The organism is Bacteroides sp. L008 (assembly GCF_040812255.1).
Lineage (GTDB): Bacteria > Bacteroidota > Bacteroidia > Bacteroidales > Bacteroidaceae > Bacteroides > Bacteroides vicugnae.
Window position 1 is genome coordinate 659,355 of the sequence record NZ_JBFNXO010000002.1, and the last position, 16,368, is coordinate 675,722.

A 16,368-nucleotide genomic window follows, 5' to 3' on the forward strand; every position below is an offset into this window, starting at 1 on the left:
TGAAAAGATGAAGAAAAATACAATAATACAGTTTATAGTCGCTGGTTTGTTTCTTTTTGGTACAACTGCATGTACGGGAAACTTTGAAGATTATAATAAGAATCCTCATGAACCGGATCAGAACGATATGGGGGTAGATTGGTATTTAGTGAGGTCATTAGCTCTTAATTTGCAGGATTTAATGATGCCGGAACAAGAAAACTTTTCTCAGTATGTAGACTGTTTGATGGCAGGAGGATTCTCGGGATATGTAGCAGACTCTAATTTGGGAACAGGTTGGTCTGGTCGTTATGCGACTTATAATCCTTCGGATGACTGGAAGAAAATTCCATTTAATGATTTCTATTCAAAGTTCTATCCTGATTATTTTAATTTGAAGAATCAGAGTGATGATGAATTATTCTTATCATTAGCCGAGCTATATCGCATTGTTGTTATGTTACGTGTAACAGATACATATGGTCCTATTCCTTATTCACAGGTGGGAGCCGCTAACGCAATCAAATCCCCTTATGATTCTCAGCAAGCTGTTTATACTAAGATGTTTGAGGATTTGGATAATGTTATCTCAGTATTGAGTAAATATGCTAGCCAGAGTTTCAGTTCAAGTGCAGACAGAATTTATAATGGTAATACATTAGCATGGTGCAAGTTTGCCAACTCTTTGAAGCTTAGAATGGCGATGCGTACTTGCTACGTATCAGGATTCAATGTGAACGGGAAAACATCGCAGCAGTTAGCTGAAGAAGCTGTAGAAGCAGGTGTAATGACTACCGCCTCTGACGGTGCTTATCGCAAAGTTGCCGATCATAATCCGTGGCAACGTTTTATGGTACTATGGTCTGACGCACGAATCTCAGCCGATTTAACTTGTTACATGAATGGTTATAATGACCCTCGTCGTGAAGCCTATTATGACAAAAGTACTTTTGGTACCGTATCAGGAAATGCATATACGGGAGAAGAAGGTTACGTCGGATTGCGTCGGGGCATTTTGCAGGGACAGTATAATTCTTGGTCACAAGGTTCTTCTTGTATGAAAGTAGCTGCAAGTGATAACATTGTTGTATTCCGTGCTTCAGAAGTTGCTTTCTTACGTGCTGAAGGAGCTCTTCGTGGGTGGAATATGGGAGGCTCTCCAAAAGACCTTTATGAAGCAGGTATCCGTTTGTCATTTGAAGAAAACAATATCAGTAGTGGAGTAGAAAGCTATTTGGCGAATACTGGAAAAGTAGAAGGCTACAAGGATCCATTAAAAGGACAGAGTGGGCAGACTTATGATTATTCCGGTTCGATTAATACTGCTGTTACAGTAGCATGGGCTGGTGGTGACTTTGAGAAAAGTCTTGAACAGATTATTACTCAGAAATGGATTGCCAATTTCCCGAATGGTATGGAATCATGGTCTGAATATCGGCGTACCGGCTATCCAAAGTTGATGCCGATGGCGGCAAATGCCAGCAGTGGTATTGTTGATGATACAGAAGGTGCGCGGCGTATGCCATATCCGACCGACGAATATCGTGAAAATAAAGAAAGCGTGGAGGCTGCTGTTTTGACTTTGACTCAAGAGTCTAAGACTAAAAAAGGAGACTCAATGGCTACTCATGTTTGGTGGGATTGCAAATAATTATATATCAAAAGAAAATTGAACGAATATGAAGAGAAATAGTATATTCAAAACATTGTTTTCTGCAATGACACTGGTTGCTGTAGCATCTTGTTCCGACTGGACAGATGTAGAAAGTATTAAACTAAATACGCCGACTATTGAGGAACAGAACCCTGAGCTTTACGCCCAATACGTAAAGTCTCTTAATGAATTCAAGACATCAGAACATCAGGTTGTGATTACTTCAATTGACAATGTGAGCACTATTCCAACCTCGCGCAGCCAACATCTTACTGATATGCCCGACAGTATTGATTACATTTGCTTGAATAATATCATGGAAGTGAGCGAAGTAAATGCATCTGAAATGGAAGAGGTGCGTCGGTTAGGTACAAAAGTGTTAGGTTTGGTAGATTTCGATAGAATAGAAAGTGCATGGAAAAAAATCCTTGATGAGGAAGCTGCCAATGTACAAACTGTTTCCGATGAAACAGAGAATGAGGGAGAAGAAGAACCTATTGATAATGCAACACGCTTTATTGAATACTGTAAGAATGAAGTGGCTAAACAAGTTGCAGCAAGCAGTGCTTTGGGAGTAGACGGAATTGTAGCAAACTATACAGGTTTTGACCTTAATTCACTGGTTGAGGAAAGCGAAATAGCTGCTGAAACAGCACGTCAAGCGGCATTTTTTGATGTGGTATCTAATTGGAAAGCTTCAAATATGGATAAAACAATTATTTTCAAAGGTTCTCCGCAAAATGTTATCGACAAGAAGTTATTTGCTGATTGTAAGTATATTATTATCAATGCACATGGTGCCAAGAATCAAAATGAAATGTCATATCTCGTGTTAATGGCATCTGCCAAGGATGTGCCCACTGACCGCTTTGTGATGGGGGTGACTACTCCTTATCTTACCAATTCAGGGAGTTATAATGGGGAACTAGGCGATGGTTCGTCTGCTATCATAGGAGCAGCTCAATGGGCTGTCTCAAAAACTTCTGACTATACCAAGGCAGGAATCTCGATTGATGCAGCGGAAAAAGACTACTTTAATGTTGCCAACATTTATCCGACTATAAAAGAAGCCATTAATATATTGAGTCCAACCGTTAAATAAACAACATCTTATGAAACTAAACAACCTAATAATCACTGCCCTTGCCGGTTTTTCGGTATTTCTCGGCAGTTGCCAGAATAATGATGAAAACGAGCAACACTATGATAACAAGCTTTTCATTTCAGCATCCAACTTTACTAAAGAAATACTTTTTAAAGCTGGTGATACAAATGTGGAAGCTGGTATTTCCGTTGCTTTAGCCAAGCCTGAAGAACATGATATCATGGTAACTATGGCACCCGCTCCTGAACTTTTGTCAACTTACAAAATGGCATATTATGATGAAAATGCAATACTTCTGCCTGAAGAGCACTATTCCATGCCTGAAACTACTACAAGCATAAAGTCCGGTAGCATAGTCAGTCCTGAAGTGTTTATTGAATTCACCAATACAGGCGAGCTTGACCTCAAAACAACTTATGTACTACCTGTAACTATTAAATCTGTGGAGGGAATTGGGATATTACAAAGTGCCAAAACATATTATTACGTATTCCGCGGAGCATCGCTCATTAACGTAGTATGTAATATTAGTCGAAATCGTGCTTATCCCGACTTTAATAATGACTCTAAATTCAATAATTTGACAGAGCAGACAATGGAAATTTTGTTCAAAGCTACTTCGTTCCCCAATACATTAAATACATTAATGGGTATTGAAGGTAACTACTTATTACGCCTTGGTGATGCTGGCGTTCCATCCAACCAATTACAAGTGGCTACATCTGGCGGAAATTGTACAAGCACAGATCTCCAGTTTGAAAGTGACAAATGGTATCATCTAGCTGTTACCTTTAATAGGGGTGCCATTAAAGTGTATGTCAATGGAGTAGAGAAACTTTCAGACTCTGTATCTAAAACTTCCGTTAATCTGGGAGCTAAACATACGAATGAAGAAGATGGTTCACGTTGTTTTTGGGTAGGTTACGCTTACTCAAGTGACCGTTACTTTGATGGAGTTGTTTCTGAAGCTAGAATTTGGAACCGGGTACTTACTGCAGAGGAAATCCAATCTGCCAATCATTTCTATACAGTAGAACCTGATTCAGAAGGACTTATCGCTTATTGGAAATTCAACGAAGGCTCGGGAACTGTAGCAAAAGATTACAGTACGAGTGGCTATGACTTGACAATTGAAAACGAACCTAATTGGGTGTCCGTCTCATTACCTCAATAATAAACTCATAAAATCTCGAATATGATAAATAATATCAAACATAGTTTTCTGCCATTGGCAATGTTTGCCATGACAATTTTTACATCTTGTGAAGATGATATTGTAGTAGGAAGCAGGATTGATGAATCTCCTTATCTAACATCCACGCAGTTAAACGGTTTACTACTGGATGAAAATACTAATAAAAACAGTTCTGTTGTGGAGCTCCGTGACAATGAACACAGTACTAACGTAGTGTTTCGGCTATCCAAACTTCCTCAAAAAGGAGTAGATGTTCAAATAGCTGTTGATGAATCATATGTGGCTACTTATAATGCTGTCCATGAGACTGATTTCAAAGCCTTTCCCGCAGCCAACGTCAAAATAGCCAATAATGGTACTTTTGTGCTTGCGCCGGATGATAAAAATACTCCGAGTGTAAAAGTAACTCTCACCGCATTCGAAGGAATGAAAGAAGATGAAACATATATCATTCCTTTGACAGCTACATCAACAACAGAAGGAGTTACATTGACCGAATCATCCAAACATATGGTACTTCTTGTGCAAGATTACCGTAACAAGCCTAACACCAACAAAGGAAAAGATGCGGTACAGATGGTACTTTACTTCGAGATTAATGATACCAATCCACTTAATGCACTGGAGTTTCTGACAGAAAGTGGTAAGTATTATTTTGATCATATAGTGCTTTTTGCAGCTAACATTAACTGGGATCCTGAAAAGAAGCGTGTGTATCTGTCAAACAACGAAAATGTTCAATTCTTGCTTGACAATAATGACAAATATCTACAACCACTTCGTAAGGTTGGTATGAAAGTCATCATCAGTATCTTAGGTAACCATGATGAAGCAGGAGTAGCCCAACTTTCGGATATGGGAGCTAAAGAGTTTGCTCGGGAATTGGCAGCTTATTGTCGTGCATACAATCTGGATGGTGTTGCTTTTGACGATGAATATTCAAGCTCACCGGATTTATCTAATCCATGGCTTGCAAGTCAGTCTGCCTATGCAGGTTCACGGTTAATGTATGAGTGTAAATTGGCGATGCCTGAAAAGATTGTTTCGCTCTACAATCTTGGAGCAATGTATTCAAATAGCCTTCAGATTATTGATGGTGTTGATCCCGGTCAATATTGTGATTACGCTGTAGCTGATTATGGAGGCTCTGCAAGCCCTGGTACTGGTATGACACTGAAACAATGTGGCGGCATGTCGATTGAGCTTCGCCGTGGTAGCGGAAATTCAAGTGAATCAACGGCACGTTCTAAAAAAGAAGCCGGGTATGGATACTATATGTTTTTTGCGCTTGATCCTTCATTATATAGGTCGCAGGTATCTCGTTGCCAGAGCGTATGTAGAGGATTGTATGACGAAGAACTCGTTTACCCGAGCCACTATTACAGTAAAAATAGCACAGAGCGTAAGGCTCTCTAACAGAAGTTTATATTTCACCTTAAAAACAGAAAAAGATGGACTTTCTAAAAAATATAATGATAACATTGTTGGCAGCTACCATGTTGTGGGGTTGTTCCGATGATGATGAATCGATCAATGGGAGTGAGGCTACTATCTCATTGTCTACCAATACTATCCAGACTGATAAAAATGGAGGAAACATTACTGTTACAGTGGCAAGTTCGGGAGATTGGAGACTGGCGGGTGTATGTGATTGGGCACACCCGTCGGTTATGTCAGGAAAAGATGGTGACGTAGTCACTTTTACAATTGATCCTAATACACTGGACGAGAAGCGTACGGCGACTTTCAAATTTTTTACAGGTTCTGCTGTAGCACCTTTGCAGGTAGAAACTTTGCCTGATTATATTATAGATTTACTTTCTGATGATAACTTGTCGATTTCAAGAGAAGAAAATGCTATACAAATTCAGCTCAATACAAATATCGCTGAACCTGTCATTACTTATAGCGAGGGGGGTGAAGAATGGTTGGCATTTGATAAACGGAGTGATTTTGGTGGTAAAGTTACCTTGTCATTTAAAGCTGCAAAAAATGTAACTTATAAAGAACGTTCTGCTACCATCACTATTTCAAGTCCACTTGTTACGAACCCTGTAAACGTCAATGTAAACCAAAAACGAACGGAAGCTATTATTCCGGAAACGGACGTTTTGATGTATGATCTTTCAGCGCGTACCATTTCATTCAAGGTAAGATATAATGTCGAATATACGGCTTCAATTGTACAAGGAGACGAATGGATTACCGAACAATCGGTTTCTCAACCGCAATTAGGAGATGATGGCTTGACAACAGTAACTTTGACTTATACTCTTAGTGGTGCTACAGACACACGTGGAGGTCTTGTCCGGATTACTAATACAAATAATACGTTAGCCAGTGATATCGCTGTAGTACAAAAGGATCCTGACGTTGAATTAGTCAGTATTCCGGACCAAAACCTTAGAGCGCTTGTGGTAAAAAATAATTGGGCTCTTTCAATTGCAGGTTCTCAATGCATTATTTTAGAAGCAGGACTCAATGCTACTTCGTTGTCAAATAGTTCATATTCTAGTCAACTCACGGATCTTACGGGAATAGAAAACTTCCCGAACCTCACTTCATTAAGTTTGGGATATTGCACAAATATGAAGAAGCTTGATATTTCAGGTTTACATAAAGTGAAATCATTATCATTAAGTAACGCGAGATATTGCGAAGAATATAATTTAGGAGATAATCCAATCCCCAGTTTTAATGCAGGGGGAACTTATGCGTATTCATATGCAGAAAGCCTTAAATTTAGTAGCAGTAAGTTGGAATCTTTAGATTTAAGCATTATTTCATGGTACGAAAGTTATGACAATGTGACTTCTATTGATGTTTCAGAATGTCCAATGCTAACGACCTTAAATGCTAACCGTAGTAATAAAGTTAAAACTCTTTATCTGAAAAAAGGCCAGGAGATTCCGAATCTAACTAAAAATGACGCAACGACTATTGTTTATAAATAAACAAATAAAGCCGTTACTATCCGGCATCGTTCAGCAGAATAAAGCTGTTTTATTCATTGCTTATCATCTTTAGACAAAATCCTCTTGCTTTACCTTACTTATATAGAATGGTAGAGCAGGAGGATTTTTCTTTTGCTTCTTAATAGCTATCCTTGGTTTTAATGATTTGTGCCACCGTGGTGGCACGACTGTGCCATCGCCTTGTCACAAGCGTGCCACTTCGATGGCACAACTGTGCCAATATGGTGTCACTGTCATGGCATTTAAGGCTTGTTACCAGTCATAAGCTTCGATATACTTATCGAACTTAGGTGGTTGTAAAACACCACAATGCTTAAGGATATTCAGCACTTGCTGTTGTTCGGCGGGAGAGAGTAAACGTTCACCTTTGCGGGCACGGTAATAGGTTCTGCGACTGAAAAAACTCATTAGGTGTGTGATTACACTTTCCATTTGTTTATGGGGCAGGCTTTCCAAGATGCCGATGAATCCTTTTGCATAGCGCGCTTTGATATTGGAACGATAATAAGGGCAATCTCCTTCTACAGTAGTTAAACGCTTGGGACTAATAATTGTCCAATGTTCGACCTTTTCCGGTACACTTTGTTCGGCGAGTTGTCTAAGGCATGTGTCGGCTTTCGGACATTGTCGGTTCAGACACATCGAGTATTGATAAGGGACTTCTGAAAAGTCAAGTTTTTCTTTCATGCTCATGAATTATTGTTTGTGGGAGCAAAGGTAGTGAAAAAGTAATCAAGAGGAGATAAAAACAGCCTGAAAGTAAAAAGATACTTTCAGGCTGTTTTTATCAGTTGGAATCTTGATAAATAGGCTTTTATTATGTCTTAAGGGCTTTTATTCCTTAGAAAAAGAATAAGGCATATCCTCTTCTTTTGTTCCTCTATTCTGATTAGGTTTGTTGTCCATGTCTACTTTGATAGTACCACCTTTGAATAAATCCTCGTGACGAAGATAATTCTTGGTATAATCAGTTCCATTGAAATTCATGGAGTTGATATAGAAGTTCTTTTTGCTATTGTTCGGGGCATCAATCACTAAACTATTGCCATTCTCAAAATGAAGAGTTGCTTTCTTGAACAGTGGGGCACCTAAGATATACTCATCCGTTCCCGGGCAAACAGGATAAAAGCCCAGGGCGGAGAAGACATACCAGGCGGAAGTCTGTCCGTTGTCTTCATCACCGCAATAACCGTCAGGCCCCGGAGTGTACATCCTGTCCATTACTTGGCGTAACCAGTATTGGGCTTTCCAGGGTTGGCCGGCATAGTCATACAGATAAATCATATGCTGGATGGGTTGGTTACCATGTGCATAGTTACCCATATTCATTACTGTCATTTCACGAATCTCGTGAATCACCTGTCCATAGTAGCTGTCGTCAAAAATGGGAGGTACGGCAAAGACAGAATCCATCATAGTAATAAATTCATCCTTTCCGCCCATCAGGTCGATAAGCCCTTGAGGATCATGGAAAACTGACCAGGTGTAGTGCCAGCTATTTCCTTCTGTAAAGGCATCGCCCCATTTCAACGGAGAGAATGGAGACTGGAATGTGCCGTCCGCATTACGTCCGCGCATCAATTTAGATTCTTTGTCGAAAAGATTTTTGTAGTTCATGGCACGCTTGGCGAAAAGGTTGATTTCCTTTTTCGGACGTTTCAGTTCTTTGGCCAGTTTATAGATACACCAGTCATCGTATGCATATTCCAGTGTACGGGCAGCGTTCTCGTTGATTTTCACATCATAAGGAACATAGCCCAATTTGTTGTAGAATTCGTGTCCCAGACGCCCTGTAGAAGAAACTTCAGGATGTACGTTTTCTGTGCCGTGAAGCAAACCCTCATACAACGTCTTTACGTCGTCTACTTTTACCCCTTTCATATAGGCATCTACTAAGATGGAGGCTGAATTGTTACCAACCATGCAACCTCTGTGTCCGGGGCTTGCCCATTCGGGGAAGAAACCACTTTCTTTGTAAGTATTGATAAGTCCTTCCTGCATTTCCTTGTTGACAGAAGGGTACATCAGATTCAATAATGGGAAGAGGCAACGGAATGTGTCCCAAAAACCAGTATCGGTGTACATATATCCCGGCAGGACTTGACCGTTGTACGGGCTGTAATGAATCGGTTGTCCGGCGGCGTCCAGTTCATAGAACTTGCGCGGGAAAAGCAATGAACGATACAGACAAGAATAGAATGTGCGGTATTGGTCAAGATTGCCTCCTTCCACTTCTATTTTACCTAAAACTTGATTCCAGGCTTCTTTTCCTTTCTTGGCTACCTGTTCGATATTGTCTTTACCCAGTTCTTTCATATTTGCGGCAGCCTGTTCGAAGCTGATGAAAGAAGAGGCGATTCTGGCATGTATTTGTTCGCCTTTCTGTGTCTGGAAACCGATAATAGCTCCGGCATGATCAGTAGTCTGTTCGGCTATGTTTTCTTGCAGATTACCATTGGCTACTGTAGCTTTATAAGTGAAAGGCTTGTCGAATTCAATGATAAAATAATTCTTGAAGTTTTCGGGAACTCCACCGCTGTTGCGAGTGGTATAACCGATAATCTTGTTTTCTTCCGGGATTATTTTGATGTAGGAACCTTTATCAAAGGCATCTACAACAACATAAGAGTGATCGTTTTCAGGGAAAGTGAAACGGAAGAGAACAGCACGTTCTGTCGGTGCCATTTCAGTGACCACATCATGTTCTGCAAGATATACTTTATAGTAATAAGGAGTGGCAATCTCTCCTTTATGCGCAAACCAACTGGCACGCTTTTCTTCATCAAACACCGGTTTGCCAACTATTGGCATGATGGAGAACTGTCCGTAGTCATTAATCCATGGACTGGGTTGATGCGTTTGTTTGAAACCACGAATCTTATTAGCGGTATAGGTATATTGCCACCCGTCTCCCATTTTTCCAGTTTGGGGAGTCCAGAAGTTCATTCCCCAGGGACGGGCAATGGCCGGATAAGTATTACCTGTTGATAACTCGAAGGTAGACTGCGAACCCATTAGCGGGTTGACATATTGTGTCCAGTCTTTGGCTTTGGCAAAGAATGTGCAACCAAGCACACAAACTGTCAGTAATATTCTTTTCATGGTATATGTGTTTTGTAGTTAGGCTTGTCAGTCATCCTGATTTCCATTCTTCCGCCGTTTACTATATCCTGATGGTTGAAGAATGGAGTTTCCAAAGACTTGCCGTTCAGTGATATGCTTTCAATGTATTTATTCTTTTTGGAATTGTTCTTTGCTATAATGCTGAATGTTTTACCTCCGGGCAGATTGATCACTGCTTTATCGAATGCGGGGCGTCCGATAGAATATACCGGCTTTCCGGGACATACTTGATAGAATCCCATAGAGTTGAGTATGTACCATGCAGACATCTGACCGCAATCCTCATTACCGGATAGCCCGTCTACACTGTTGGCATACTGACTGCGATAAACACTATCCACTAATTCTTGGGTTCTCCATGGACGATTTACGTAATTGTACAAATGAATCACATGATGGCTCGGTTCGTTGCCATGTGCATATTGACCGATAAGTCCGCTGATATCTGACGATGTTGTCTCACCTTCGAGTGATGAATCAGCCGTAAACAGTGAGTCGAGTTTCTGAACGAATGCCTCCTCGCCACCCATCAGGTTGACCAGTCCTTCTACATCGTGAGGTACAAACCAAGTCCATTGCCACGCTGTTCCTTCACAATAATCATCATTGCGATGAGTCGATGCACGCGGATTGAATGGGGTGCGCCATTCACCTTTCGAGTCAAGTCCACGCATGAAGCGGGTTGATTTATCGAAATAGAATTCGTATGCTTTGGCAAAACGCTCGTATTTGGCTTTGGACTCAAAATCATTCATTGCTTCTGCAAAAATAGAAATGCACCAGTCATCATACGCATACTCCAGCGCTTTAGCTACGGATTCATTTTCACGGTCGCAGGGAATATAACCAATGGCATTCTTATAATATTTCGCTTTCGGCATGAGATGCGGCAGTACCAAGTCCGGGCATTTGATACCGGTAGTATCATATTCGGCTGCACGCAGACAGGCCTTATAGGCTTCTTTTGCATCGAAATTGCGATACCCTTTCATATAAGCATCCACTATGACGGGGACAGCATGATAACCGATCATGGTACCGGTATAGTTGGAAGCCAAATCCCACATCGGGTATATTCCGCCTTCCTGTTGCTTCTTTATCAGTGAATTGATAAATTGATTATTCAAATTGGGATCGATAATCGTCATTAACGGGTGCAATGCGCGGAAAGTGTCCCACAATGAGAATACGGTATACACAGGATTGACAGTATCTCCCTGATGCACTTCGAGATCCATTCCTAAATAACGTCCGTCTGCATCGCTAAACAGATTCGGGCTGATTCCCGTATGGTAAAGAGCGGTGTAGAAGATGGTTTTATCTTCCTTGTCGGAAGTTGTAATGTCAATTTTCGACAGATATTGATTCCACGCCTGACGTGCGTCTTTGCGTACCTTATCGAAATCCCATCCGGGAATTTCAGATTCGACATTCTTGCGTGCGCCTGCTATATCGACAGCGGAAACGCCTACTTTCACAAGTACTTGTTCGTTCTTCTTCGTGTCGAAATGCAACAGTGCTTTGCAGACGGGAAGTCGTTTGCCGTCGTCCATGGTAATAGAATCCGTAATCAATGTATAAGAGAACGGTTTAGAGAATTTGGCATAGAAATTAATATATTGGTCGAAAGCCCAATAAGTAGTTTTTTTATGTCCGCAAATTTCCGTGTCACTGATCACTTCGATTTCCATTTCCGAGTTAGTCTGTCGTTGCAGGCTGTAATCTAAATCGATGATAAAACCGGATTCTGAATTTTCGGGGAAAGTATAACGGTGGATGGCACCGCGTTTAGTTGCTGATATTTCAGCTTTTACCTGATAGGTGTCCAGAAAAACAGAATAATACCCCGGTTCTGCCACCTCGTTTTCGTGAGAGAAAGAAGAAGCATAGACCAGTGTCTGGCTTTGGGGATCGGTAGTTAGATATTGTTGTTTGCCGACAGTAGGCATGAGTAGCACATCCCCGTAGTCGCAACAACCTGTGCCGCTGACGTGTGTATGTGAGAAACCGTTGATGGTAGAGTCTGCATAATAGTAACCCGAACAAGCATCCCAGCCATCAATTCGGGTGTCCGGGCTGGGTTGAATCATACCGTGGGGAACTACTGCTCCGGGGAAAGTGTGTCCATGTCCACCGGTACCGATGAAAGGGTTGACATAAGAACTGTAGTCTTTTACATTAGTGGGGGCTGTGCAGGAGCTAAGTGTGAATAAACCTCCTAAACATCCTACTGTTAGGAATGTTTTTAAATTCATGGTATTAATGGCTTTTAAGTTTTATCACATTTGTTCTTTATCTCTCTATTTAGGAGAGATAAAGATGTTGTTTCCTACGATTTTATAATCGATAGGTATGGAGTTTTGCAATGATTTCAACACGGATTCGATGGTTGACTTCTTTTTCAGTACACCAGAATAGGTTTTGTCTGCCTTCATGTCCGGAGACAAAATAATCTTTACGTCATAGAAACGTTCCAAAGCCTTACTGATTGTGAAGATATCCGCCTTCTGAAATGGAATCAGATTATCATGCCAGACTGCATCCAGTTTTGCATTTACTTGCTTCACGGTCAGGCGTCCATTGTTTTTGTTTAATTCGGCGCGTTGGCCGGGAGCGAGAATAATTTGTCCTTCTTCTTTGTTGCCTTTTACTTCAATTTCACCTTCAATCAATGTTGCTTCTGCTATTCGGCAATGCCTATCACATTTGAAGTTGAATGTCGTTCCTAGTACACGTACTCGCATCGCATCACTTTGTACGGTGAATGGCTTATGTCGGTTTTTGGTTACCTCGAAGTAAGCTTCTCCATCCAAATAAACGTTACGCTCTTTCTCGGAAAATTCGCGGGGATACTTTAAAGTTGCCGAATTATTCAGCCAGACTTTGGTGCCATCTGGCAAAATGATTTCTTTCACGATGCCTTCATTGGCTACTGCGACCATCATTTGTTGGTCGTTTCCGTTTTGATAAAGCCAATATCCGAGCCCGCCGCCAATTACCAATATTACAGCAATCATTGCAGCGTATTTCATCCAATGCTGCATATTTAGTGCTGTTTTTCTCTGTTTTCTTTTTTCCTCGTCCAACTTTTTATTAAGCCGTCTTTCCGCACGAAGTATTCGCTGCTCGTTAGCATACTGGTCGAATTTACCGAGATGATAAATTTCTTCCATGCGAAAGAGCTGGCGGGCATTTTCTTCCGATTCTTTCATCCAGGTATTCACCTCGACAAGCTCTTCTTCAGAACATTGTCCTGTCAGATATTTGTTTATTATTTCTTCACTCAGATTATTCATTTTCTTTTCCTTCATATTAATAATACAATTCAGAATACAAAAACACTTATCATTATCTCCATAAAAATAAGAAAAGAATTGTCCAAAGAGGATTGAGACGGCTTCGTAAGTACTTCAAGGCTTTATACATATGGGCTTCCACAGTGCGGAGGGAAACACCGAGAACATCAGCTATCTCTTTGTTTTTCATATCGTGCAGATAGCTTAGCTTGAAAACTTCTTTGCATTTGTCCGGAAGTTCATTAATCGCATCGTGGATTTCTTTGCGGAGTTCCTTGTCTTCAATCCTCCGGATTACCTCATTATTGTCCGGTTGATAAAATTCGGTACGCTTTTGGTTGATTTCTTCCATGGCAGCACAGTAACCGTCTTCTACATTACGGTGTTTTAAGACATTTAGGGCACGGGTATAGACTGCACGATAGAGAAAGGCTTGAATCTGTTCGCCTATTTCTATATGGTCTTTGCGTCTCCACAGTTCTACAAATACATCTTGTACCACGTCTTCAGCCTCTTCTTCTCCTACTAGGCGGGTAGCATAGAAGATCAGGTTAGGGTAGTATCTGCGAAATAAACTTTTGTAGGTTACATCGAAGTTCTCATTCATTCTCTCTGATTAGTTTAGGTGGGTTTTAAGGGTTTCTCTCTTTAAAAGGGCTCCCGGAAATTTTAGGGGTCTTGCTCATTTCAAATTCTACAGTCGCTCCACTCATTATTTGCTCATGGGTGATATACGTTTTGTCATACGGCTGTCCGTTAACTTTGATAGATTGGATATAGATATTTTCTTTATTGACTTTGGGGGCGAGTACGGTAAAGGTTTTTCCATTTGAAAGGTGTAGCTGCATTTCCGGGAACAACGGAGTTCCTATTTCATATTTACCGCCGACAGGATTTACAGGATAGAATCCCATAGCGCTGAATACATACCATGCTGACATTTGTCCGCAGTCTTCGTTGCCGCAAAGACCGGCCGGTTCGTTCTTATAAAGCTCGTTCATTACTTTCGCCACATATTCTTGCGTGCGGTTTTCCTGTCCTATGGCATTGAACAGGTAAATAACGTGATGGCTCGGTTCATTACCATGTGCATATTGCCCTATCATACCTGTACTGAAAATGGGCAGCTCATCATCTGCTGCCGGATGGTAGGTAAACATGCTGTCCAGTTTTTCGGCAAAGCGGTTTTTATCTCCTACAAGGTCGATCAGCCCGTCAATATCATGCTGTACGGACCAGAAATATTGCCATCCGTTGCTTTCGCAGATGTGTGGTGTATAGTTATCGGCTTTGAAATCCTTGATAAAGACGCCTTTGTCGTCACGTGGCTGCATAAAAGAAGTGGTGGGGTTATAGACATTCTTGTAGTTTTGAGAACGTTTGTAAAATTCGTCCGCAATGTCTTGCTTACCCAACTTCTTTGCCATTTCGGCAATACAGTAATCATCGAAAGCATATTCCAGAGTTTTGGATAACGACCAGTTTTCTGCGTTGTAGTGGTCTGTTACATTGTAAGGTATGTATCCTAGTTCTTTGTAGAGTCCGATACCGCGATAATTATCCAGATTGGCTGTTGCTATGCAAGCATCGAGGGCTTTCTTGGCATCAAAGTCACCGATTCCTTTCAGATAGGCATCTACAATGACAGGGACAGCATGATAACCGATCATCATATCTGTTTCACTTCCATAGAAGTTCCATACAGGCAGACGTCCGTTCTGTTCGTAAAAAGCGATGAAAGATTTCACCATGTCGTTAACACGCTCCGGCTCGGTGTAGGTAAAGAGGGGATGGGCGGCACGGTACGTATCCCATAAGGAGAAAGTACTGTAATTTATCCAGCCGCCGGCCTGGTGCACTTTCTTATCGGGGCCATAGTAAGCTCCGTCTACATCACTGTAAATAGTAGGTGCAATCATTGAGTGATAGAGAGCAGTGTAGAAATTAACTTTATCATTTTCGTTATCCCCTTTTATTTCAATCTTTCCGAGTTGATGATTCCAGTTTGCTTTCGTTTCGGCCAGGTATTTGTCGAAGTCGTTTTCGGGGACTTCTGCTTGCAGGTTCTTGGCTGCGCCTTCCATGCTGACACCGGAAATAGCGGTGTTTACTAGTATCTGTTCATCCTTTTGGGTGTTGAAGTCGAAACGGGCGATCACGGCAGTACCAATGCGTTTATTATCTTTGATGATAGCGGTAGTGTCCAGTTTCATTTTCTCAAAAGGCTTGGAGAAGCGGGTGCGGAAATAGATATGCTGGTCGCGCGCCCAACCGTCAGAGAAACGGTAACCTTGAATAGTGACGGAGTCTACGACTTCGATATGAGAATCGTTGGTGAAATCCCAGTTCATGGCTTTCTTCAGGTTTAAGAAGATGGCGGATTGAGCTTCCGGGAATGTATAACGTTGGATACCACAACGCTCGGTGGCGGTCAGTTCAACATTGATATTGTAATCAGTCAGACGTACTTGATAGTAACCGGCATGGGCACTTTCATCTTTATGGGAGAATTTAGAGTGGATGCCAAGTGGAGCCTCTGCTTCCTTGTAGGGAAGGGTGACAGGCATGAAAGAAATGTCATACAAGTCTCCTGCTCCGGTGCCGGAGAGATGCGTGTGGCTGAAGCCGGCAATCGTACTATCCGGATAGAAATAACCGGAGATACGATCCCAACCGGGAAGTCCGTTATCCGGACTAAGTTGTACCATGCCAAAAGGAGCTTGGGCACCAGGATAAGTATTTCCGGTGAAGTCGGTTCCAATAAATGGATTTACATAAGATGTGTAATCTATTTCGTGTTTTTCTTGTGTAGAGGTACAAGAAATGAGCATGCAGGTTAGCAGCAGGCATAGATAAGCTGGTGTTCTCATTGCTTTTTAGGTATTAGTGATTACTTATTTTATTTATTTGAAGGATAAGAAAAATAATTAATCAGGTCACAAAGGTAGAAAAAAACTGTGACAAGCCTAAATTCTAGGCTTAATATTTTTAAAGAGAGACAAATAGACTTCTACATCTGGTCGATATTCCTTGGCATCGGA

At 41.3% G+C, this 16,368-nt stretch carries 11 protein-coding genes; 5 read left to right on the plus strand and 6 right to left on the minus strand.

What is annotated here, in order from left to right:
• The first annotated feature begins 7 nt into the window (after positions 1-7).
• The 5 genes from AB3G73_RS21775 to AB3G73_RS21795 are packed head-to-tail and all read left to right on the plus strand — an operon-like array spanning position 8 to position 6,887.
• Positions 8-1,630: a SusD/RagB family nutrient-binding outer membrane lipoprotein gene (locus tag AB3G73_RS21775; protein WP_217721362.1), complete on the plus strand. Its 1,623-nt coding sequence runs from the start codon at positions 8-10 to the stop codon at positions 1,628-1,630.
• A 28-nt stretch (positions 1,631-1,658) separates the two neighbouring features.
• Complete coding sequence (locus tag AB3G73_RS21780) at positions 1,659-2,735, plus strand: glycoside hydrolase family 18 (RefSeq protein ID WP_367745592.1); 1,077 nt, start codon at positions 1,659-1,661, stop codon at positions 2,733-2,735.
• Positions 2,736-2,745: 10 nt separating this feature from the next.
• A complete protein-coding gene (locus AB3G73_RS21785) occupies positions 2,746-3,912 on the plus strand; it encodes a DUF1735 and LamG domain-containing protein (protein ID WP_234132332.1) in 1,167 nt (388 codons plus the stop codon).
• 21 nt (positions 3,913-3,933) lie between these two features.
• Positions 3,934-5,349 carry a DUF1735 domain-containing protein gene (locus tag AB3G73_RS21790; protein WP_148366471.1) on the plus strand — a complete coding sequence of 472 codons (1,416 nt, stop codon included), beginning with the start codon at positions 3,934-3,936 and terminating at the stop codon, positions 5,347-5,349.
• Positions 5,350-5,384: 35 nt separating this feature from the next.
• Positions 5,385-6,887, plus strand: a complete 1,503-nt coding sequence (locus AB3G73_RS21795; RefSeq protein ID WP_195648582.1) for a BACON domain-containing protein — start codon at positions 5,385-5,387, stop codon at positions 6,885-6,887.
• 273 nt (positions 6,888-7,160) lie between these two features.
• Here the strand turns inward: AB3G73_RS21795 and AB3G73_RS21800 are convergent, their stop codons facing one another.
• The 6 genes from AB3G73_RS21800 to AB3G73_RS21825 all read right to left on the minus strand — a co-directional run bounded on the left by AB3G73_RS21800 (position 7,161) and on the right by AB3G73_RS21825 (position 16,197).
• Positions 7,161-7,595: a DUF6078 family protein gene (locus AB3G73_RS21800; RefSeq protein WP_167511841.1), complete on the minus strand. Its 435-nt coding sequence runs from the start codon at positions 7,593-7,595 to the stop codon at positions 7,161-7,163.
• A 147-nt stretch (positions 7,596-7,742) separates the two neighbouring features.
• Entirely contained in the window at positions 7,743-10,010 is a 2,268-nt protein-coding gene (locus AB3G73_RS21805; RefSeq protein ID WP_320980755.1) for a GH92 family glycosyl hydrolase, read from the minus strand.
• On the minus strand, positions 10,007-12,286 hold the full coding sequence (locus AB3G73_RS21810) for a GH92 family glycosyl hydrolase (RefSeq protein WP_321019855.1): 2,280 nt from the start codon (positions 12,284-12,286) through the stop codon (positions 10,007-10,009). Before AB3G73_RS21810 ends, AB3G73_RS21805 begins: the two co-directional genes overlap by 4 nt.
• Before the next feature lie 45 nt (positions 12,287-12,331).
• A complete protein-coding gene (locus tag AB3G73_RS21815) occupies positions 12,332-13,342 on the minus strand; it encodes a FecR family protein (RefSeq protein WP_195648580.1) in 1,011 nt (336 codons plus the stop codon).
• Positions 13,343-13,379: 37 nt separating this feature from the next.
• Positions 13,380-13,934, minus strand: coding sequence for an RNA polymerase sigma-70 factor (locus AB3G73_RS21820; RefSeq protein WP_148366466.1), 555 nt, complete (start codon positions 13,932-13,934; stop codon positions 13,380-13,382).
• A 25-nt stretch (positions 13,935-13,959) separates the two neighbouring features.
• Positions 13,960-16,197, minus strand: coding sequence for a GH92 family glycosyl hydrolase (locus tag AB3G73_RS21825; RefSeq protein WP_321019853.1), 2,238 nt, complete (start codon positions 16,195-16,197; stop codon positions 13,960-13,962).
• Positions 16,198-16,368: the final 171 nt, after the last annotated feature.